This is a genomic window from Clostridium tertium (assembly GCF_017873245.1).
Lineage (GTDB): Bacteria > Bacillota > Clostridia > Clostridiales > Clostridiaceae > Clostridium > Clostridium tertium.
This window is the reverse complement of record NZ_JAGGJY010000004.1, coordinates 142,358-164,178: the sequence shown is the minus strand read 5'-3', so window position 1 is coordinate 164,178 and position 21,821 is coordinate 142,358. Positions and strand designations below refer to the sequence as shown.

Below are 21,821 nucleotides of genomic sequence, written 5' to 3'. Positions count from 1 at the left end.
TAACAAAAATGTTAGCCATCTTCAAATTATAAATAGTTAAGTGTACTAATTAATTTTTTCCCAAGCACCCCATTGATTTGCACCTGGAGTTTCACCTTGTGTCCACCATTTAGCTTTATATTTAACTCCGTTATACATAACAATGTCACCAGCTACATAAGCTTTTGTTGGGCTATAAGTTGGGATTTCAGGAGTTGTATCATTAACAACAGTAATTGTTGCTTTAGCAGTAGTTACTAATCCCTTACTATCAGTAACTGAGTAAGTTAAATTGTAAGCACCAGCCTTAGTTGTATCAACAGTGCCAGAAACAACTATTTTATTAGTTAAATCACCATCTTCCTTATCAGAAGCAGTAACACCAGTTAATGGATTGAAGGCTGATCCAATTTTAATTTCCTTATTAGCAACACCATTAATTACTGGAGCAGTATTAGTTGAAGTTTTTTCGGAAACAGTTATAGTAACTATTGTAGTAGCTTTTAAACCTTTACTATCAACAACTGAGTAAGTTAAATTGTAAGATCCAGCTTTAGTTGTATCAACAGTACCAGAAACGGTTATTTTGTTTGTTAAGTCTCCATCTTCTTTATCGGAGGCAGTAACACCTGTTAGAGGATTAAAGGAATCTCCAATATATATTTGTTTATTAGTAGCTCCATTAATTACTGGAGCAGTATTATCATCTGGAGATACAGGGCTACCATAAATAAATTGTCTTCCCATTTCAGGAGATGTTGAATACATTCTTTGTGATAATTCAACACTTACTAATCCATTTAGGTTATCTATAGATTCAGCAATGTTTAAATCGAAAGATATTGTTTGACCAGGTTTCATAAGCTTTCCATCATATGATACAGAGAAATCTATTACGTAATATCCATTTTCTTGCTTAACTGCAGGACTTGGATGTTGAGCACCTGTTATAGTAATACCATTTGTCTTAATATAAAGCTTTACATTTTTTAGAGTTTTAGCTGCAGTTTCAACAGAACTAAGAACTTCACCAGATTCACTTAGCTTTTCATTATTTGTAAAGCTTAAATTTATTACACTACCACTTCCCCATGCAGGTTTACTTGTAGTTAATTTAGAAGTTATATTAAGATTATTATAAGTTAAGGTATAGTTGTCTAGACTACCTGAGCCAAATAATGCTTCCTTGGTTACTTTTGTTAGTTCATCATGTTTAGTAGATGTTGTTTTAGCATCTTGTGAAGCCATCCAAGCAATCATTCCACCTAAATTATGCTCTTTAACATATTTAGCTTTTTCTTGTATTGATCTTGCATTATCATAGGTAAAGAATGCACCAGTTGTTTCATTATATAAATAAGGTGCTTTAGCACTATCGTCCCAATATTCTTTTAGACCAGTATATTTTGATTTTAGTTGGCTAAGAGCATTGTATGACCATACTCCACCAGCGCGACCACCTTCACCATTTTTTATAGGAGCTTCATTAAGAGCACCTGGTGTTGGAGAAAGGTCTGCATCCTTATTAACTACTGCGGCTGTTCCAAATAATCCAGGGTTAGCAGCATCTGGGCCGTTATTACTTACTTTTTCCCATCCACGTGTGTAGTAAGCTGCTCCAATAACTATTTTTTCAGGCTTAGCTCCATTTGCAATATAGTAATTAACGCTTTCATCAACAGAAAGACATTCTCCTTTAAATGGAGATTTAGGATTAGTGTAAAGTGCTGTTTGATGACCGCTAACTGTGCTCCATGCACCAGCCATGTCATAAGTCATAATGTTAGCAAAATCAACTACATTAAATAATTTTGCTACATCAATACCTTCATCAACTTTAGCCTTACCAGCAGGGATAGCAACTGAAAGTTCATAAGTTTTTCCAAGTTCAATACCTTGTTTATTTAAGGCATTCTTTAAATCTTGTAATAAAATTATGAAGTTTTCTTTGTCGGCAGGAGTTGCTTTAGTAGTTCCTTCATCGTTAGTATTATCAACTTTGTCTGGATCTCTAAGACTAGCTGGGTACTCCCAATCTATATCAACAAAATCCATATTAGTATATTTAATAAAAGCCATAACATTTTTTACAAAGTTTGCTCTTATTGATGGATTAGCAGCTATAACTGAGAAGTCACCTGATTTAGACCAGCCACCTAAAGATACTCCTATTTTTAAATTAGGATTTTCACTTTTTAATACTTGGAATGCATTTAGAATACCTCCATTTACATCACCATAAGTTACGCCGGCATTTCCTAAAGGATGACCAGTAGCAGCATCTTTATCGGTGAATTTTAAAACACCTTGTGCATCAAAATCTACGAATGCAAAATTAAGGTGGGTTAATTGATCAGCAGGAATATCCTTAGGGTAGAAGTTACCTTGACCTCCCCAGATTGACCAGTCCCCATAATACATTACATTACGATATTTTTGATCAGATTGTTGAACTGCATTAGGTGCAAAATCGGTATTAGAATTAACAGTAGCTCTAACTGGAGTAACACCTGTTATAAGCATTGCTGCTATTGCTGTTAATGCAACAATAGGCTTCGATTTTTTATAAATCTTTTTCCTTATCATAATATTAAAACCCCTTTACAAATAAATTTCTAATTTTATTTAATTTATCTTTTCCCATGGGCCCCATTGAGTTGCACCAGGGGTTTCTCCTTGAGTCCACCATTTAGCTTTATACATAACTTCGTTGTATAAAACTATATCTCCAGCTACATATACTTTAGTTGGAATGTATGTCTGAACTGAAGTATCGATTACTGTTATTGTAGAACGGCCTTTACTATCAGAAACTGTATAGATTACATTGTAGATTCCTGCTTTAGATGTATCAACTAAGCCGTTTACAATAATCTTACTAGTTAAATCACCATCTTCTTTATCAGATGCAGTAACTTCTGCTAGAGGATTAAAGGTATCTTCAATATTAATTTGTTTATCTATAACACCGTTAATCACTGGAGCAGTATTGTCGCTAGGAATTGCTGGTGAACCGAATTTAGAAAATATCTTTGAATGCTCATACTGAGAAGTTATTCCTTGATTATTTTCTATTTGAGAATCTCTATTTAGTGACCAATAAGAAGTCATGCCAATATTTTTAGATTTAGCATGGTCGACTACTAATTGAGACCATGCTGGAGTAAATATAGGATCTGAAGAACTTTCATAACCTACAGATACTGTAGCACCAATTTTTGAATAAGCTTCGGAATCAGATAAAGTAGTATTAGCAAATTTTTGGTAAGAATCTTTTATTTGATTCTTTGTTGAGTCTATTGCTCGTATTGAGGCTGTGCCATAATTTTCTTCAGGTAGCAAAGTACTACTTCCATAGCACATAGCCATTATATTTATATATTTTAGAGTAACATTATTAGATAAATAGGCATCTAATAAATCTATTTGAGTTTGAGTTAAACCAGATGGTAAAACAGGAACGGTTAATGTCACTTCTACTCCTGTAGTATCTTGTAACATCTTTACAGCCTTTGCATTAGCAATATTGCTTTGTTTATTTTGGGCTCCGCCTTCAACATCAAGATCTATTCTTGTTAATGCATATCCATTCACTATGTCTAAATAGGTATTATAAAGAACATTAATATCTTGAGAAGTTTGCCAAAATGCAGTTCCACCAGAACCACCAAAGGATATAGCTGCATCACCACCAATTGCTCTTAGGTCTTTTAGAGACTGTTTTATTCCGTTATATTGATTATCATTTTTACCTTCGCTTAAAACAGAATATCCTCCCCAGCCCCAATTGATTTTTCCATTTGTAACACTACCAGTTGATTGTATAAAAGCTAAGTTAAAGTATTTTATACCAGTTTCATCTGATAGCTTTTTAAGATTAGCAGCTCCTCCGCCATCATTCCCCATATAATATCCATTTTTAGTTACCCAGCCAACCATATCAACATAGGGAGCATTAACTTGGGCAGGCCAGTTTTTTATTCCAATACCAGCATTATAACTACCAACATTTGTAGCTGCCTTAGTAATAAATCAAGTAGATGTAAGTGTAACGAAAGCTGTCAAAAGTGTGCAAATAACTTTTTTAAGAAAGTTTTTCTTCAATTATATTTACCTCCTAACAATATTTTTATTTATTCTCATCTGTATATTGAATGAGGATCTTTTTTTGAGTAGGTAAATATCTAATAATTTGATATTAGATTAAAGTAAGTTGTATATTTTTAGAAAAAATAAGAGACTCACTTTAAACATTTGTACATCTAAAAGGAAAGATCGGTTGTTTATTAAAAACTTAAGAATACTTTAATTAGCATACAAAATACGCATTTTATATCCTAAGAAATGTTTATAAAAAGGTTTGTTAAATACTCCAATAAAGTATTTGTATACTAAATGGAACATATTAAATGTAATTTATTAGATTTTTCTGAAGTGTTTATTAATTCCTATATTGAGTGAAGTGACAATGAATTTTTAGGAACAAAAATGTTAATAAATAATAAGCGATGATGCTTATTATTTCATCGAAGGTAACTATATCACCTCCTTTACAATAAATGGAATACTCCATTTATTTACAATATAAACTATTAGTAAATTAAAAGCAATACATTTAAATAAAAAGTCGAACGATTAATAGTATTTTACAAATTTTGTATGTTATTTACGGATTAGAATTAAAAGGAACAGAATAAATAGAATTAAAATTATAAAATGTTTAATTTTAAATAATAAATATATAAATTATAAGCGATATGATAAAAAGTACATATGATATATTATTAATTTCTTTGAGAGGGTATGTATGGAAAATACTGTTGGATGCAAAAATTATTTAGATGAAAATTCACCAGGGTTTGTAATTGAATATAGAGGGAATTTTAAAGAGGAAATTGATAAAGTAGATTATGCTTGTGGGGATATTATTAATGAGAATCTTGCAGTTATATCAGTAGAAGAAAAAAATTTAGATAGATTAAGAAAAGATGTACCTTCAATTATTTTTATTGAAGCAAGATCTATTTATGTATTACAAGATACATCACCTATAAATGTAGATGGTATAAATGCAGTTAAGATTAATAAATATCTGAATTTAACAGGAAAAGGAATAATCGTAGGGATGATAGATACGGGAATAGATTACTTAAATAAGGAGTTTATAAGAGAAGATGGCACGTCTAGAATAATAAAAATATGGGATCAAACAATTAATACAAATAGGAAAGGAAACTTATATATAGGATCAGAGTACCTTAATGAGGATATAAATAGAGCAATTGAAAGTAGTAAAATTGGACATAATCCATATGATATTGTAGCAAGTAAAGACGAAATAGGACATGGAACTAATATGGCTGGAATAATAGGAGCAAGGGGATATGACTCTAATATCGAAGGTATAGCTAATGATTGTGAATTTATGATAGTAAAGCTATTACCTTCTCCTAATTATATAAAAATATTGAGAGAAAATAATTTGCCAGTTGTGCCGGTTTATAATAATTCAGAGGTTTTATCTGCAATTGAATATTTAAGAAGGTCAGCATATGAATTAAGAAAGCCTCTTGTATTGTATATTGGGGTCGGAAGCTATAATGGTAGCCATGACAGACATAATATTACAGCCAGGTTTATAACAGCAATAGCTAGAAGAAGGGATATTGTTTTTGTTGCTGGAACTGGTAATGCTGGAAATTATGAGGGACATTCTACAAACTTTATATCAAATGAAGGAGAAGTTAAAAACTCTGAGCTATTAATGACTAAAGAATTAAAAATATTTGTTATGTATATATGGATTCGAAAACCTAATAAAATGTCATTAAACATAATAGCTCCTAGTGGAGAAGAATCGGGGTTTATAGTTCCAAATATTGAATCTAGAGATACAAGAATATTTTATTTAATTAATACTAAAGTTGAAATAAGATCTTATGATCCTGAAAGTTTCACAGGGCATCAATTATTTATATTAAATTTTTCAGAAATAAAGCCAGGAATATGGATGATAAAGTTAAGAGGAGAATATATAACAGATGGAAGGTATGACATATGGTTACAAGATAAGTATACTTTGCCAGAAGGTACAAAATTTCTTAACCCTAATCCGTATAATACATTAACTATACCGTCTACTGCTAAGAATTTAATAACAGTAGCATATTATAATGGACTAAATAATAGTTTAGTATCAGCGTCAGGAAAGGGATTTAATACAAATGGATTAATTAATCCAGATATAGCTACTGAAGGCATCAATATTTTGACTACATCTTCAGGGAGCAATAACATAAGTAAAGTAAGTGGAAGTTCAGCAGCTGCTGCAATAGTTGCAGGAGCTTGCGCATTATTATTACAGTGGGGAATTGTTGATAAGAATAATTTATCTATGTATTCAATTAAGCTTAGAAGTTTATTGATATATTCAGCAGATAGAGATGATATATATGAATATCCAAATGAGGATTTAGGCTATGGAAGGTTAAATTTGCTGGAGGTTTTTAAGGTTCTTGGTGGAAACTATCGAGTTAATAAAGATATGTTGGAATATTTGATTGGAAATTTATATATTAGAATTCCAAATGATATTATAAGAAACTAAATGGGAGGATAGTAAATGGAAGTTAATAGTTTTGAAGCTCCGGAATATATATTTAACAGTATCAATTATGTTAGTTATTTAGTTGAATATGTAGGTGAGCTTAATGGAACAATTACAAATAATCCTGGAATTTATATAATAGTAATTAATAATGAATACGCTTCTGTATATATTAAATCGGGTTTAATAAATTCTTTTGAAAATACTACAGAAATAATCGATTTAATTAATAGATTTTATGCCTCAGACAACTTTGAAATAGTTTATGTATTGCCTCCAGAAATTTATACTTTGCAAAGTATATCAGCTATTGAAGCAGCACAAGTTAATACACTACAAGCTGAATCACCATTAAACTTAAGAGGAAAGGGGGTAGTAGTTGGAATAATAGATACTGGAATAGATTATTTAAGTGATGAGTTTAAGGACATTAATGGGAAGACTAGAATAAATGAAATATGGGATCAAAGCATTGGTTCCAATATTGCTAACAATAATATAGAACTAGGGACTGTATATAAGAAGGATCAAATTAATGAAGCAATAGAGACATATAATAAAGGTGGAAACCCATATGATATAGTACCTAGTAGGGATGAAATTGGACATGGAACTAATATGGCTGGAATAGTAGGAGCCTTAGGAAAAAATCCAATGTTAAAGGGGATTGCTCCAGAATGTGAATTTGTTGCTGTAAAATTAATTCAATCAAATTTTTTTAAGTATAATTATGGAGTAAATGCTCCTGTATATAATATTACATCAATTTTATTTGCTATAGAATACTTAAAGAATTACCTTTTAGCAAACGGAAAACCTGTTGTTATACTATTACCATTAGGAACTAATAATGGAAATCATAAAGGTGAGCATATTTTAGATAATTATATAGCAGCAGTATCAAGTAATGTAGGTCTTGTTGTTGTTACAGGAACAGGAAATGAAGGGATACAGGATTGCCATGCTTCAGGAATTATCAAGGATAAAAATGAATATGAAGCTATAGAAATTATAGTAGAAAAGGAACAAAAAATATTATCTATGGAAGTATGGGTCAACTTACCTAATATAGTTGAAATAAATTTGATAGGTCCATCAGGAGCAGATACTGGATTTATACCAGCCATATTAAATATAAGTAAAAAATATTCATTTATCTTTGAACAAACAAGAGTGTCAATATATTATAACTTACCAGAGGAATATACAGGGGATCAATTAATTAGAATATATTTTCACGATATACGTCCTGGAATATGGAAAATACGTATTCGACTAAGGCTTGGGAAAATGGCAGAGTATAATGCATGGTTGCCACAAAGAGGATTGACTTTACCTGGAACTAGATTTATATCAAGTGATCAATATGGAACTTTAACTATCCCTGGAGATTCAGAATTTATTATTACTGTAGCTGCATATAATCAAAATAATAATAATCTATTGGCATACTCAGGAGTTGCTCTTAGAAATGCATATAAAGATGTAATTGATTTTGCAGCTGGTGGAGTTAATACTATGACTGTAGGTATAAACAATAAAATTGACATTGTAAATGGAACTAGTTTAGCAGCAGCTATAGGCGCTGGAGCATGTGTCCTATTATTTGAATGGGGGATAGTAGATAAAAATTATCCTTATATGTACTCACAAAGTATTAAGACATTTTTAAATAGGGGAACGTTAAAAAGGACTGGTGATATGTATCCTAATCCTCAATTAGGGTATGGAATTATAAACTTCTATAAGATATTTGAAAATATGATATGAGATTTATGTAAATCATTTAAACTTAATATAATATTTGAAAAAAGCTGTATCTGAAAAGATACAGCTTTTTATTAAAATATTATATTGGCAGCAATAACAATTACAGGTAAAGTGATTATAGTTCTTTCTATAAAAATTATTAATAGTTGCTTTAGTGATACAGGAATTTTTGATCCAAGTAGAACTCCACCTACTTCGGACATATATATTAATTGAGAAACGGAAGTACAAGCAACTATAAATTTAGTCATATCACTAGCAATGGTATTTGCAGCTAAAACAGATGGTAATAACATATCAGCAAATCCTACAACTAAAGTTTGAGAAGCCGCAACTGCTTCCGGAACTTGTAACAGCTTAAGATATGGTATAAAAGGTAATCCTAAAATTTGAAACACAGAAGTATATTCCGCTATTATTAAAGCTATAGTTGCAAGCGCCATAACAACTGGAAGTACTCCAAGCCACATATCTATTACATTTTTAAACCCATCTATGAAAAAGCCTTTTATATCAGTGTTTTCAGATGCTTTATCTATAGCCTTTTTGTATCCCCAAGAGAAAGAAGAATATCCGTATGGTATTGATTCATCGTTCTTCTTTTCTTGGTTATTATAATATGTATTAGGAATTTTACGTAATGGATAAATTCTTGGCATTATTATAGCCGCAATAATTCCAGAAATACTAACTGTCAAATAAAATGGTATAAATAAATGAGATAAACCAACTGTATCTATTACGATTAAACTAAAAGTTATTGAAACAGCAGAAAAAGTTGTGCTGATTATAGCTGCTTCTCTTTTAGAATAAAAGCCTTCTTCATATTGCTTATTTGTTAATATTATGCCTAAAGTTCCATCTCCAAGCCAAGAAGTTATACAATCTATAGATGAACGGCCTGGCAATGTAAATATTGGTCGCATAACTTTAGTAAGTACTGCACCAAAAAACTCCAATAAGCCAAAGTTTAAAAGCAATGGTAATAGAAGTCCTGCAAAAAAGAAAATAGTAAATAATATTGTAAGTAAATCATTTAATACAAATGATCCTGTCGAATCATTAACTATAAATTTCGGTCCAAACTTGAATAAAGCTAAAACACAAAATACAGCTCCAATTATTCTAGCAATAAACCAAATGGCACTAGGATTAAATAATGTGTTCAAAAATTCATTTTTTACTATAAATTTTGGCTTAAAAATTTTAGTTATTACACTCACAGTAGCAGAAGTACAAATAGCTATAGTTATTATAAAAGTTAATGAATCTCCAAGAGATTTAGCTAAGAACTTTGATAATATTGCTACTGGTATTGTTATTTCTCCATTAAAGTTAATAGGAATCATAAATAGAAGTACTCCTATTAAGGATGGAAGAATAAAGAATAATGATGATTTTAATGAAAATCCATCTTTAGTTAAATTTTTCATTCCGATCTCCTTTATATCCAAAAAATTAATATTTATACATAGGATTTTATTTTAATACATTTTAATACATTAAATCAATAGATTTTTATACAAATTTAACTAAAATTTATGCAATTAATTATAGTTAACTATAATTTCTAAGTTTTATAAATATATATTTTATGTAATTTAATTAATTTAATAATATTGGTTCTATATTAAATAGTTAACAGACTTTTTATAAGAGTATTAAAATTAAGGGTATAGATAATAATATTTTCTTCTAAGGATAAACTAAATTTAATTAATTTAAACAAAGGAGAAGTAGTTTATGCATAAGAAGAATGTTATTACATATTTAATTATTTTTAATTTATTAGCTATATTAGCAATATTACTAGGAAAAATTTCAGTGTTGAGAAATTTTATAAATGTAATTTTTGCAGTAGTTATTATACCAATAATATTTGGAGTATTTTTGTTTTATATACTAAAACCTCTTAATAATATATTTCTAAAAAAAAAGATGCAGGGAGGAAGTGCGGCTTCTTTAACTTTATTAATTTTCTTTTTTATTGCAGCTGGAATCATGAAATATTTTGGAGATTATTTTATAGAGCAATTTATAAACTTAAAAATTATATTTTTGAAAATAGTAGAGGAAAAAGGAAATCTGTATGGAGTAGGTGAGTTTTTTAAAGGTGATATATTTAAATTAGATTATTATGAAAAGTTTTTAGGTGATATACAAAAATATGCTATTTTATTAGCAAGTGGTCTAAGGGGAATATTTGATAAGGGAATGCAATTGTTTTCGGATATTTTACTTATTATATTAATAGTGTTTTATCTTCTTAAAGATGAAGAGAAGATTAAAGAAAATATAGTTAATATATTTCCTGGGAAATATAAGTATAAGCTTTATGATATTGTAGAAGAAAGCGATGAAGTCTTATCATCATATATTTTAGGTCAAGCTAAGGTAGCTCTTTCTTTAGCGCTGATGGTCTTTATTGGATATAAAATTATAGGGATGGCAAGTCCTTTACTTTTATCATCAGTTACTTTTGTCTTAGCTTTTATACCATTTGTAGGATTTTTTATATCTATGATTATTCCATATATAATTGCAATAGCTTTAGGATGGAATATGATTATAAAGTTATCTATATTAGTAATAATTGCTCAAACTCTTAAGGGAAGAATTATTGTACCATTAATAATGGGTAAAACAATGAACATACATCCAATAACAGATATTTTTTTAGTGGTTGGGGCAGCAAGTTTGGTTGGGCCAATAGGAGCATTTGTAGTAGTACCAATTTATTCATTAGGTAAGGTTATTTTTAAATATTTTAATAAAGAAGTAGAAGAAAAGTTGAAGGAGTTTAAAGAATAAAGCAAATTATGTAGAAAAAAGATGCAAAAAAAATTATAATTAAACAAAGAATAATATCAGGGGGATAGTAGGATGAATGCTAGAAGTAAAGTTAAAAACTCTAATAGAATTGTAGTTAAAGTAGGAACTTCAACATTAACATATGAAAATGGTAAAATTAATTTAACAAGAATAGAAAAGTTAACTAGGGTATTATCAGATGTAATGAATTCAGGAAAAGAAGTTATATTAGTTACTTCAGGGGCAATAGGAGTTGGAGTATCTAAGCTTAAGTTAAAGGAAAAGCCAAAGACTATAAGGGAAAAGCAAGCTGTTGCTGCAGTTGGACAATGTGAGTTAATGCATATTTATAGTAAATTTTTTGGAGAGTATAGCCATACTGTAGGGCAGGTTCTTTTAACAAGAGATGTAGTTGAAGATAGCCATATTAGAGAAAATGTATGTAATACATTTGAAACTCTAATAGAAAGCGGAATAATACCTATAGTTAACGAAAATGATACTGTTGCTATAGATGAAATAGAAAATATAGTTAGATTTGGAGATAATGATAACCTATCAGCTATAGTAGCTAAATTAGTTAATGCTGATCTTTTAATTATATTATCAGATATAGATGGATTTTATGATTCAGATCCTAGGAAGAATCCAAATTCAAAACTAATAAAGGAAATAGATAAAATTACTCCAGAACTTGAGGAATGTTGTGGAGGAGCTGGAAGTAATCTTGGAACAGGTGGAATGATAACAAAATTAACAGCTGCTAAGACAGCTACTGAATCTCAAGTAGATATGGTACTAGCTAATGGAGAAGACCCTAAAATAATTTTAAACATATTAAATGGTGAGGAAATAGGAACACTATTTAAAAGTTTATAAGAAGCTTTTGAAATGTAAAATGTAGAATTAAAATAAAGGATGTTTTGCTATGCAAAGCTTAAAAATAAATTAGTAATAGACTAAAAAATAAAAGTGAAGGAGAATTATTAATGCTAAGTATTTATGAGTTAGGTAAAAGGGCTAAAGAAGCATCATATGATTTAGGAATAGCATCGACTACTGAAAAAAATAAAGCATTAGAATCAATGGCAAATGCTTTAATTAACAATACAAATGAAATCATAAAAGCAAATAAAGAAGATTTGGATAGAGCAGTTCAAAAAGGAACATCCAAGGCTATGTTAGATAGATTATCACTAAATGAATCAAGGATAGAGGATATGGCTAAGGGATTAAGAGAGCTAATAGCTTTAGAAGATCCTATTGGAGAAGTAATAGAAATGTGGAAAAGGCCAAATGGTCTTCAAATAGGAAAGCAAAGAGTTGCAATAGGAGTAATAGGGATAATATATGAAGCTAGACCAAATGTAACATGTGATGCAGCAGGGTTATGTTTAAAAACAGGAAATGCTGTAATACTTAGAGGTGGTAGTGAAGCTATAAATTCTAATAAAGCAATAGTAAAAATATTAGCTAATGCTATATTAGAAGCTGGATTACCAGAGTTTTCGATTCAATTAGTTGAAGATACTAGTAGGGAAACAGCATTAGAAATGATGAAATTAAATGAGTATATAGATGTTTTAATTCCAAGAGGTGGGGCTGGACTTATACAAACAGTTGTAAAAAATGCAACTGTACCAGTAATTGAAACAGGAGTTGGCAATTGTCATATATATGTAGATGAAGATTGTGACTTTGATATGGCAAGAGATATAATAATAAATGCAAAAACATCAAGACCAGCAGTTTGTAATGCAGCAGAAAAGATGATTATAAATGAAAATATAGCAAATGAGTTTCTTCCAATCATAGTAAAGGCATTAAGAGAAAAGGATGTTGAGATTAGAGGAGATGAAAAAGTAAAATCTTTAATAAATGATGTTAAAGAGGCAAGTGAAGATGATTGGAGTAAAGAGTATTTAGATTATATAATAGGTGCTAAAATAGTTAAAAGTGTTGATGAGGCAATTAATCATATAAATAAATATGGTTCAGGACATTCAGAAGCAATAGTAACTAATAGCTATAAAAATTCACAAAAGTTCTTAAATAAAGTTAATGCAGCAGCAGTTTATGTAAATGCTTCTACTAGATTTACAGATGGAAGTGAATTTGGATTTGGAGCAGAAATAGGAATAAGTACTCAAAAGCTTCATGCAAGAGGACCAATGGGACTAAAAGAGCTTACAACTATTAAATATATAATTTATGGAAATGGACAAGTAAGATAAGTTTAAAATAATAGTATAAAAAATGTAGTTACTTTAATAAAAAATAAAGTAACTACATTTTTATAAGAAAAGTAAAACTACTTTAATTTTATAGTTAACTCTTCACCAACCTTTTTGTAATTATTGCTCATCCTAACGCTTTCTTTTGGAAAGGCTACTGCATATGTGTTAATGTTAATGCTTTTGAATCTTGTGAAATTTCAGTTTGATTTCTTTATAAGCCGTTAGTCATTTCTTCATAAGAACTATAAAACTTAACTTCATTTCCTAAATCATCATATCCTATTAATTCTAATGAATATACGTTATTTCTATCTTTATTTTCAACAGAATAGTAAATCTTTTCCCCTACAGCATTACTTCTATATTTATTAAGTATTATCTTTTGACCATTGTCTAGTGTAAATTAGTTATTTAAATTTATACTATTTGTATTTGTAGATAAAGCATCGCCGTTAGAAATGAATTCGAAGTTCCATGGGGCTTATACTTTATTTTCTTTTTCATCTATGCTTAAAAGAGCTTCATCGTATTTTATTTCTATATATAAATCTCCTCTTTCTAACTCTTTATCTAATGTGTATGAAAGTACACTTTCTTAAGTATAATCATCAATTTGATTTCATGAACCTCCAGCTGAGTTAGATACTTTTTTACCATTAATATATACATTCCCAAATACCATTATATTTCCATTATCACCTAGTTTTTTATCTGATTTTATTGTTGTTGAGAAAATAATTTCATCTTTGTATAAAATAACTTCATTTAATTGAATTGTTATTCCGTTTTTGATTATAGCTTCATTAACTACAGTGCTATACTCATCTAATTTATAATTAACTCCTAGATAATTTTTTATATCAAACATGGTTAATTTAACTGCTGCAATAAATATTGAGCCGAATGCTGTTATGCCTAAAGCTACCAATATAGTTGCTGCAACTATATTCTTATTAAACTTTTTAGATTTCTTATTTGATAGGCTTTTACTAAATGTTGTATCATATCCTTCATATACAGAGATTTTAATAATATCATCCAATTTTGAAGAAACTTTTATATAATCTATTTTTATATCTTTCTTTTTTAATATACAAAGGCTACTCTATATAAGTTTTCTTTAATTGGCTCTATTAATTTTATAAAGCTATCCTTATCGCCTTCTACAGCTTTTTTGAATAATAGTTCATTAACCATTATTAATGTCCCCGTCTTAATCGATTCACATTATAGACGATTAAATATATAAAAAGGTTCCATAAAAATAAAAAAATAAAAAGGATACTTGTTGTATCCTTTTTATTTTAGCATTTTATTATGCTTTATTTTTTAATTTATTTGATGATAGTCCTAATAGTATTAATGAAATTCCTAGTAGTAATACTATAGTAGTAATTTCATTACTTAGTGTTGAACCATAAAGTATATTACTATTAGATGTATTTATCCATGTAGTTGGAACAACTTTAGAAATGTTTTTTAATATTGTTGGCATTATATCTCTTGGCCAAAAGCATCCTCCAAGCATTGCAAATGGAAGGATCACAAGAGTACTTATAGTTCCAGATATTCTTAAATCTTTTGAATGAGTAGTAATAAATACTCCAAGAGAAATTGTAAATACTCCAAATATCAAGAACATTATATAAAGACTTAATGGTGAATCTCCTAAGTTAAATTTAAAAGCATACTTAAATAACATGAAGTATAAAGTAATTTGGATAAATGTAATTACTAAGAATGATAATAAGCTTTCAAATATATATTTAAAGCGTGTTATTGGTGTAGTAAATAATCTTGTAAATACATTTTTCTCTCTATCTTTTAGTATTATGTTAGTTGCTGATGTTGCAGAAAATAATAAATTTAGTACTATAAATGCCATAGCAGTATCTGTTTTAGATTTATTTCCTTCACCCTTATCTATACTTGTATAAGACAGTTCATAAGAACCTTCTGAGTAATATTTAACTGCATCATAGAACTTTTGCTTATCACCATTAGAGTTCTTAGCAAATGTCTTCAATATATTTATATAATTATTTAATGATTCTTTTATAGCTATAGAAGTATTTCCTTCCTTTGATTCAAAGGTTTTTAAAGTAGCATCATTTCCACTTATTAAAGAATCAGTATAACCTTTAGGAATAATTATTGCATAATCTATTTCATTGTTAATTAAATTATCTTGAATAGTTTCTTTAGAATTAAAGTTTACTTCTGCTTTATCCTCAATATTTTTAATAATATCTTTTGTAATGTCTGTATTATCTTCGTCTATAATAGTTACCTTTAAAGGTGGAGTACCATTTGAGCCTGAAAATGCAATGAACATAAATATTAGAGGTAATACTATTAAGAATAAAAGATTTAATTTTTGTCTGAATAATCTTTTTAATGTTGCTTTAAATATTGTCATACTCTTTCACTCCTTCCTATTATATTTGCTCCTAAAAATAGAAGAGCAGACATAATCCAAAGACCTATTATGCTAAATAAAACTTCATTTGTAGCTCCGCCATAAATTGATTTAAACATGGCATTTGAAGCTAAATAATTAGGAGTTAACTTAGAGATAGTTCCAATTATTCCACTAAAGTTTACTTTAACAAAGCCTCCACTTAAGAATGTAAATATAGGTACTATAACATTTAATAAAGCTAGACCTATTAAGCCTTTTTTAGTAATCATTATGGCAAAAATACCTAACATTGTAGATAATACTGATAATGAAAATGCTGATAATAATATAATTGGAAGGCTGGTCTCAAAGTTTACTCCAAAGGCTAAGTATGATATTAAGAGTAGAATTAATACTTGAATCATTATAGTTATAATTACTCCTATAGCTTCTCCAATAAATATTTCACCAAGATTTAAAGGAGTAGATCTAAATCTATATCCAACTGAGCCATAATAAGACTTATCTATGGCGAAGTTAGCATAAATTGATCCATACATTATTATCATTACAAGCATTGTTATAGCATAATAATCTATAGCAGAGGGCTTTTTACCTGATACAGATATTGCCTCATCTTGAAAGTTATTATTTTCTTCTATATTAAAATGTCTAGCTTGAATTTTAGCTAGTGCTTCCATAGCATTTGCAGAAGATGAATATGTTTCAATTATGCCTTTGACTATTGAAACTCCAAGTTGATTATATTCAGAACCTATTAGCTGAAGCTTACCAGTAGAATTTTCATCGTAAACAACTAAAGCATCATATTTTCTGCTTTCAATTAATTTTTTTCCTTCTTCAATATCATTAATTTTCTCAGTTTGAATTATATCTCCAAGTTCATCTAAGTTTATAAAGTTTTCAAAAGCTTTAGCACCATCAGTTGAATCTTCATTTATATATAGTAAATTTACTTTATCAATAGTTCTTGCTGTGAAATCATCATTATTCTTTAATGCATTTCCTAAAATTAATATTAAAAATATAGGAATTAATATCATTGATATAAGGCTTTGAATATCTCTGACTGATTGAATCAGTCTATATTTTACTATTGTTAAAATTTTCATATAGAAATCCTCCCTAGTCTCTAAGACTTCTGCCAGTAAGTTGAAGGAATACTTCTTCTAGTGAGGCAACGCTTCCGTCCTCATGTTTAACTAAAGCCTTAAGTTCATCATTTGTACCTTTTGCAATAATTTGTCCATGGTCAACTATACAAATATCAGAACAAATAGCATCAACTTCTTCCATATAGTGAGAAGTATAAATTATAGTGGAGCCTTGTTCATTAAGTTTCTTTATAGTTTCCAAAATATTATTTCTTGACTGAGGATCAATACCAACTGTTGGCTCATCAAAAATTATTAAATTTGGTTTATGAACAATAGCACAAGCTATATTTAATCTTCTTTTCATTCCACCAGAAAATTTAGGAGGAAAGTCTTTTTTTCTATCCCAAAGTCCAACAAATTCTAATGTTTCTTTAACAGCATCTTTTAGATTTTTTCCTTTTAAACCATATAGCTCACCAAAAAACTTAACATTTTCTTCAGCTGTTAAATCATCTATTAAAGCTAAGTCTTGTGGAACTACACCTAAGTTTTTCTTTATAAATAATGGATCTTCTTTAATATCTTTTCCAAAGATTTTAATATCTCCAGAATACTTAGAGTATAGGCCACTCAAAATACTTATAGTAGTAGTTTTTCCAGCACCATTTGGCCCTAAAAATCCGAAAATTTCACCTTCTTTAATGGTTAAATCTTTTATATCTACTGCTGTAAAATCTTTATAATTTTTAACTAAATTTTTAATTTCAATTACCAAATATAAAACCTCCTTATGAACAATGTTCATTTAAATTTATTTTAATATTAATACTATGAGTTGGTGAAGACAATCTTTAAATTTAATTAAAATCTTCTAAAAAGCTAAAAATAATAAGAATAGCATTAAAATAGAATGGTATTCTTAAAAATGCAAAATAAATAAATTTATTAAGATATTATAATATTATTATGAGTATATTACTATTGAAATATAGCTATTTATGGAAAATATAAAATAATAATATTATAATTATAATATACTAAAATTTGTGATTTAAAAGGAGTATTTTATGGAGAAGAAAATTGAGTTTAGAAGCAAGCATTTTAATGAACTTAACATAAGTGAACTTTATGAAATAGCTAAAGCTAGATATGAAGTTTTTGCTTGCGAACAAGAAATAACTTGTGAAAATGATTTTGATGATAAAGATAAGAAGTGTGTGCACTTATTTGCAATAGATAATAAAGATGGGGAAGAAAAAGTAGTAGGGTATTGCAGATTATTACCACCAGGATTATCTTATGAAGAGGCATCTATAGGAAGAGTGCTAGTTTTAAAAGAGTATAGAGGTAAAAAATTAGCTAAAGAAATGATGATTAAAGCAATACAAGAGATACATAAGCATTTTAAACAAGAAAAAATAACAATATCAGCACAAAGCTATATAAAAGAATTGTATAAGTCTGTTGGGTTTAAGGAAGTATCAAATGATTATGATGAAGCAGGAATTCCACACATTAAAATGAAGTATGGAATATAATATATCAGGATAATTTCATGAGAAATTTGAAATTTAAGAAGTGGGGAAGAAGAATTATGAGTATATTTATAATATTACTAATGATATTTATAATATCCATAAGTATAACCATTTCAACAGTCAATAGCTATAAAAAATATATTTATAATATTGAAGATATTCCTAGTGAAAATGATGCGATTATAGTGCTGGGGGCCGGAGTCAGAGCAGATGGAACACCATCAGATATATTAGTTGATAGATTAGAAACTTCTTTAGAAGCCTTTGAGGCTGGATTAGGAAATACATTTTTATTAAGTGGAGATCATGGTAGAGAAGAATATAATGAAGTTGGATCTATGAAAAAGTATATATTACAAAATGATATAGATGAAAAGATAATATTTATGGATCATGCAGGCTTCAGTACTTATGATACAATGTATAGGGCAAAAGAGATTTTTAAAGTTGATAAGGCAATAATAGTAACTAATGAGTATCATTTGCCAAGAGCTTTATATATAGCCAGAAAATTAGGAATAGATGCTTATGGAATAAAGTCAGATAAAAGACAATATCAATTGATGGATAGTTATAAAAAGCGTGAGTTATTAGCACAATTAAAAGACTTTGTCTACGTAAATATATTAAAACCAGAACCTAAATTTTTAGGAGAAGCAATTCCTGTAAGTAGCTCAGATGGAAGAGTGACTGAAGATGAAAAGAAATAATTTAGAGTAAAATAAAAGTGAGGCACTAAGTCCTCGCTTTTATTTTTAATTAATTATATCTTCATGTTTTATACGAGTTGCTGAAAAAATTAATTCCCCATTTTCTTCAATTATATCAATGACTATAGGTCTAATATCTGTAAGAAATATATTGCCGTGTATAACTGAACTGTGATTTTCACCATTTAATACGTAATTTAAGATTAAATCGGATTTTTCCATAATTGGTGAAGGATACATTTCTTCATTAACATCACTACTCATTGCTTTTATAGTTCCTAATTCAATAGGATGTCCACCTATGCCAGTTCTTTCAATAGTAGTATTCTCTAAGTTATAAGCTGTGTGATTCTTTATATATATAATTGTGTTGTGTCTATTAAAATCACTACTAAAAAGCAACCAAGAAACAGGAAATTTTTGAACTTCTCTTTTCATTTATAAGCACTCCTTATTTAAATAATTATTAGATATCTTTACCAGAGATTCTTTCAGTATTAAATATTAAGTTATTATTGTTTTCAGATATATTTATAGTTAGTGGTCTAATATCAGAAAAAATTATGTTGTTGTATACGATTGAACTATATTTTTCTCCGTTTAGAGTATAACTAAAAATAAGATCTGATTTTTCTTGTGAAGTTAAGATACACATTTCTTCATTAGTTTTTTCCATTGATTTGATATTGCCTAATTTAATAGGGTGTCCACCCTTTCCAGTATGTTCAATAGTACATTTTTCTAAATCCATAGATGTATTGTTCTTTACATGAATTACTACATTATTCATGTTTGGCATAGTAGGAATCATAATAAAGTCTCCTCTCAGCAATATATTTATTTTAAATACATATATAAATGTTATGCATATTATAACACTTTGAAACTTTATTGTAAATATATGGTGATTAATTTGAAATGGTGTATCAATAAATAAAAAAATTATAATTAAAGTATATATAGCTAAAAAATGTAGAGGTATGTTTATTCAACACAATGTTCGGATTTTATGAAATTATTGCTGGATTAATAGGGGATGATTTAGTGTAGAAAGTAAAAATTTATGTATATACTGGTAATAATTAATAAAAAGTGCAAAAAATATATTGATTAAATACGAATGAAATGATAATATATTTATATAATATTCGAAAATTAGAGGGGGCTATTATGGATAAATTTTTTAAACTTAAGGAAAATGGAACAGATGTTAAAACTGAATTAATGGCAGGATTAACTACATTTCTTACAATGGCATATATTTTATTTGTAAATCCATCTATTTTAGCAGCAGCAGGAATGGATAAAAATGCTGTTTTTGTTGCTACAATTATTGCAGCGGCTATAGGAACTCTAGTTATGGGGTTGGTAGCAAATGTTCCATTTGCACAAGCACCAGGGATGGGATTAAATGCATTTTTTACATTTACAGTAGTATTGGGACTTGGATTCACATGGCAACAAGCTTTAGCTATGGTATTCATTTGTGGAATTATCAATATTATTATTACTACTACTAAAATAAGAAAAATTATAATACAAGCTATTCCTCATTCACTTCAATATGCAATTTCAGGAGGTATAGGCCTTTTCATTGCATTCTTAGGTATTAAACAAGCTCATTTTCTTACTTTTACAGGTGAGGCTGCTAATCAAATTGCTTCATCAGGAGACTCATCAATATTTAACAGTGTAAATCTAGCAATGACTGATTTTAAGGATCCAGTAGCATTATTGGCACTAATAGGACTAGTGATTACACTTATATTAATGCTTCTTAAATTTAAAGGGGCAATCTTATTAGGAATTCTTTTAACTACAGTTGTTGGTATTTTTATGGGGGTAACACAAGTGCCTGACTTTTCACAAATTAGTTTTGGAATCCCAAGCATAGCACCAACATTTTTTAAGTTAGATTTTGTAGGATTATTTAGTGATCCATCTAAGATATCCTTAGTATTAATTACTATATTTGCATTTTCTTTATCAGATACTTTTGATACAATTGGTACATTTTTAGGAACAGGAAGAAAAGCAGGAATATTTGATGATAATGATGAAAAGCTATTTGAAAGTGGAAATAATTTTTCATCAAAATTAGAAAGAGCTTTATTTGCAGATGCAACAGCCACTTCAATAGGAGCTTTATTAGGAACAAGTAATACAACAACATATGTTGAAAGTGCAGCAGGAATTGGTCAAGGCGGAAGAACTGGATTAACTTCTGTTACAGTAGCAGTGTTATTCATATTATCATTATTTATATCACCTATAATGGGTATGGTGCCATCAGCAGCTACCGCTCCAGCATTAATAGTAGTAGGTATATTAATGATGGAATCCTTCAAAAATATTGATTGGAGCGATTTTGAAGTAGCTATGCCAGCATTCTTCGTAGTGACATTTATGCCTTTTACAGGAAGCATTTCAAATGGTGTGGCAGCTGGATTTGTAACATATTGCTTAGCTAAGATAGTAAAAAAAGAAGCTAAGGATGTACATCCAATAATGTATGTTGTAAGTGCTTTGTTTCTAATTAATTTTGTTATAAATGGTATAAAGTAAAATTTGAATTACTGTAAATATATTAGATAGTTTTTTTAATTATTATATTGTATTAGAAAAGATTTCAAATATATATAAGATAAAC

17 protein-coding genes are annotated in these 21,821 nt (G+C 28.7%); 8 read left to right on the top strand and 9 right to left on the bottom strand.

What is annotated here, in order from left to right; translation table 11 throughout:
* Positions 1 to 45: 45 nt before the first annotated feature.
* Together J2Z25_RS07090 and J2Z25_RS07085 are read right to left on the bottom strand one after the other, a co-directional pair.
* The gene (locus J2Z25_RS07090) at positions 46 to 2,565 is read right to left on the bottom strand and encodes a glycosyl hydrolase family 18 protein (RefSeq protein ID WP_209739354.1); all 2,520 of its coding nucleotides are present in this window, start codon (positions 2,563 to 2,565) and stop codon (positions 46 to 48) included.
* Positions 2,566 to 2,604: 39 nt separating this feature from the next.
* The gene (locus J2Z25_RS07085) at positions 2,605 to 3,918 is read right to left on the bottom strand and encodes an immunoglobulin-like domain-containing protein (protein ID WP_245173141.1); all 1,314 of its coding nucleotides are present in this window, start codon (positions 3,916 to 3,918) and stop codon (positions 2,605 to 2,607) included.
* 868 nt (positions 3,919 to 4,786) lie between these two features.
* On the opposite strand from J2Z25_RS07085, the gene J2Z25_RS07080 reads away from it, so the two are divergent.
* Positions 4,787 to 6,586, top strand: a complete 1,800-nt coding sequence (locus J2Z25_RS07080) for a S8 family peptidase (protein ID WP_209739352.1) — start codon at positions 4,787 to 4,789, stop codon at positions 6,584 to 6,586.
* Between the two features lie 15 nt (positions 6,587 to 6,601).
* Positions 6,602 to 8,356, top strand: a complete 1,755-nt coding sequence (locus tag J2Z25_RS07075; RefSeq protein ID WP_209739351.1) for a S8 family peptidase — start codon at positions 6,602 to 6,604, stop codon at positions 8,354 to 8,356.
* A gap of 71 nt (positions 8,357 to 8,427) precedes the next feature.
* On the opposite strand, the gene J2Z25_RS07070 is transcribed toward J2Z25_RS07075, so the two are convergent.
* Positions 8,428 to 9,789, bottom strand: a complete 1,362-nt coding sequence (locus J2Z25_RS07070; RefSeq protein WP_209739349.1) for a YjiH family protein — start codon at positions 9,787 to 9,789, stop codon at positions 8,428 to 8,430.
* Between the two features lie 310 nt (positions 9,790 to 10,099).
* Between J2Z25_RS07070 and J2Z25_RS07065 the strand changes: the two genes are divergently transcribed.
* From J2Z25_RS07065 to J2Z25_RS07055, 3 genes are all read left to right on the top strand, one after another.
* Positions 10,100 to 11,167 carry an AI-2E family transporter gene (locus J2Z25_RS07065; protein ID WP_209739346.1) on the top strand — a complete coding sequence of 356 codons (1,068 nt, stop codon included), beginning with the start codon at positions 10,100 to 10,102 and terminating at the stop codon, positions 11,165 to 11,167.
* A gap of 72 nt (positions 11,168 to 11,239) precedes the next feature.
* On the top strand, positions 11,240 to 12,046 hold the full coding sequence (gene proB, locus J2Z25_RS07060; protein ID WP_008681424.1) for a glutamate 5-kinase: 807 nt from the start codon (positions 11,240 to 11,242) through the stop codon (positions 12,044 to 12,046).
* A 110-nt stretch (positions 12,047 to 12,156) separates the two neighbouring features.
* Entirely contained in the window at positions 12,157 to 13,401 is a 1,245-nt protein-coding gene (locus J2Z25_RS07055) for a glutamate-5-semialdehyde dehydrogenase (RefSeq protein ID WP_209739344.1), read from the top strand.
* Positions 13,402 to 14,023: 622 nt separating this feature from the next.
* Here the strand turns inward: J2Z25_RS07055 and J2Z25_RS07050 are convergent.
* From J2Z25_RS07050 to J2Z25_RS07035, 4 genes are all read right to left on the bottom strand, one after another.
* Positions 14,024 to 14,446, bottom strand: coding sequence for a DUF4179 domain-containing protein (locus J2Z25_RS07050; protein ID WP_209739342.1), 423 nt, complete (start codon positions 14,444 to 14,446; stop codon positions 14,024 to 14,026).
* Positions 14,447 to 14,719: 273 nt separating this feature from the next.
* A complete protein-coding gene (locus J2Z25_RS07045; RefSeq protein ID WP_209739340.1) occupies positions 14,720 to 15,823 on the bottom strand; it encodes an ABC transporter permease in 1,104 nt (367 codons plus the stop codon).
* The gene (locus J2Z25_RS07040; protein ID WP_209739338.1) at positions 15,820 to 16,938 is read right to left on the bottom strand and encodes an ABC transporter permease; all 1,119 of its coding nucleotides are present in this window, start codon (positions 16,936 to 16,938) and stop codon (positions 15,820 to 15,822) included. Before J2Z25_RS07040 ends, J2Z25_RS07045 begins: the two co-directional genes overlap by 4 nt.
* 13 nt (positions 16,939 to 16,951) lie before the next feature.
* Complete coding sequence (locus tag J2Z25_RS07035; RefSeq protein WP_209739336.1) at positions 16,952 to 17,728, bottom strand: ABC transporter ATP-binding protein; 777 nt, start codon at positions 17,726 to 17,728, stop codon at positions 16,952 to 16,954.
* A 262-nt stretch (positions 17,729 to 17,990) separates the two neighbouring features.
* On the opposite strand from J2Z25_RS07035, the gene J2Z25_RS07030 reads away from it, so the two are divergent.
* Positions 17,991 to 18,461 (top strand): GNAT family N-acetyltransferase, encoded by a 471-nt coding sequence (locus J2Z25_RS07030; protein ID WP_209739334.1) that lies wholly within the window; start codon positions 17,991 to 17,993, stop codon positions 18,459 to 18,461.
* 56 nt (positions 18,462 to 18,517) lie between these two features.
* Entirely contained in the window at positions 18,518 to 19,171 is a 654-nt protein-coding gene (locus tag J2Z25_RS07025; protein WP_245173140.1) for a SanA/YdcF family protein, read from the top strand.
* A 45-nt stretch (positions 19,172 to 19,216) separates the two neighbouring features.
* On the opposite strand, the gene J2Z25_RS07020 is transcribed toward J2Z25_RS07025, so the two are convergent.
* Complete coding sequence (locus J2Z25_RS07020; protein WP_142691353.1) at positions 19,217 to 19,609, bottom strand: hypothetical protein; 393 nt, start codon at positions 19,607 to 19,609, stop codon at positions 19,217 to 19,219.
* A 28-nt stretch (positions 19,610 to 19,637) separates the two neighbouring features.
* A complete protein-coding gene (locus J2Z25_RS07015; protein ID WP_097034075.1) occupies positions 19,638 to 19,982 on the bottom strand; it encodes a hypothetical protein in 345 nt (114 codons plus the stop codon).
* A gap of 359 nt (positions 19,983 to 20,341) precedes the next feature.
* Between J2Z25_RS07015 and J2Z25_RS07010 the strand changes: the two genes are divergently transcribed.
* Complete coding sequence (locus J2Z25_RS07010) at positions 20,342 to 21,736, top strand: NCS2 family permease (protein ID WP_209739330.1); 1,395 nt, start codon at positions 20,342 to 20,344, stop codon at positions 21,734 to 21,736.
* The last annotated feature ends 85 nt before the right edge of the window (positions 21,737 to 21,821 follow it).

What these genes read in the sequence shown, in the direction of transcription:
- J2Z25_RS07080 (WP_209739352.1), top strand. Translation starts at nt 4,787, where the DNA reads ATGGAAAATACTGTTGGATGCAAAAATTATTTAGATGAAAATTCACCA.
- J2Z25_RS07040 (WP_209739338.1), bottom strand. Translation starts at nt 16,938, where the DNA reads ATGAAAATTTTAACAATAGTAAAATATAGACTGATTCAATCAGTCAGA.
- J2Z25_RS07075 (WP_209739351.1), top strand. Translation starts at nt 6,602, where the DNA reads ATGGAAGTTAATAGTTTTGAAGCTCCGGAATATATATTTAACAGTATC.
- proB (WP_008681424.1), top strand. Translation starts at nt 11,240, where the DNA reads ATGAATGCTAGAAGTAAAGTTAAAAACTCTAATAGAATTGTAGTTAAA.
- J2Z25_RS07065 (WP_209739346.1), top strand. Translation starts at nt 10,100, where the DNA reads ATGCATAAGAAGAATGTTATTACATATTTAATTATTTTTAATTTATTA.
- J2Z25_RS07085 (WP_245173141.1), bottom strand. Translation starts at nt 3,918, where the DNA reads ATGGTTGGCTGGGTAACTAAAAATGGATATTATATGGGGAATGATGGC.
- J2Z25_RS07015 (WP_097034075.1), bottom strand. Translation starts at nt 19,982, where the DNA reads ATGATTCCTACTATGCCAAACATGAATAATGTAGTAATTCATGTAAAG.
- J2Z25_RS07020 (WP_142691353.1), bottom strand. Translation starts at nt 19,609, where the DNA reads ATGAAAAGAGAAGTTCAAAAATTTCCTGTTTCTTGGTTGCTTTTTAGT.
- J2Z25_RS07010 (WP_209739330.1), top strand. Translation starts at nt 20,342, where the DNA reads ATGGATAAATTTTTTAAACTTAAGGAAAATGGAACAGATGTTAAAACT.
- J2Z25_RS07045 (WP_209739340.1), bottom strand. Translation starts at nt 15,823, where the DNA reads ATGACAATATTTAAAGCAACATTAAAAAGATTATTCAGACAAAAATTA.
- J2Z25_RS07035 (WP_209739336.1), bottom strand. Translation starts at nt 17,728, where the DNA reads ATGAACATTGTTCATAAGGAGGTTTTATATTTGGTAATTGAAATTAAA.
- J2Z25_RS07055 (WP_209739344.1), top strand. Translation starts at nt 12,157, where the DNA reads ATGCTAAGTATTTATGAGTTAGGTAAAAGGGCTAAAGAAGCATCATAT.
- J2Z25_RS07030 (WP_209739334.1), top strand. Translation starts at nt 17,991, where the DNA reads ATGGAGAAGAAAATTGAGTTTAGAAGCAAGCATTTTAATGAACTTAAC.
- J2Z25_RS07025 (WP_245173140.1), top strand. Translation starts at nt 18,518, where the DNA reads ATGAGTATATTTATAATATTACTAATGATATTTATAATATCCATAAGT.
- J2Z25_RS07070 (WP_209739349.1), bottom strand. Translation starts at nt 9,789, where the DNA reads ATGAAAAATTTAACTAAAGATGGATTTTCATTAAAATCATCATTATTC.
- J2Z25_RS07090 (WP_209739354.1), bottom strand. Translation starts at nt 2,565, where the DNA reads ATGATAAGGAAAAAGATTTATAAAAAATCGAAGCCTATTGTTGCATTA.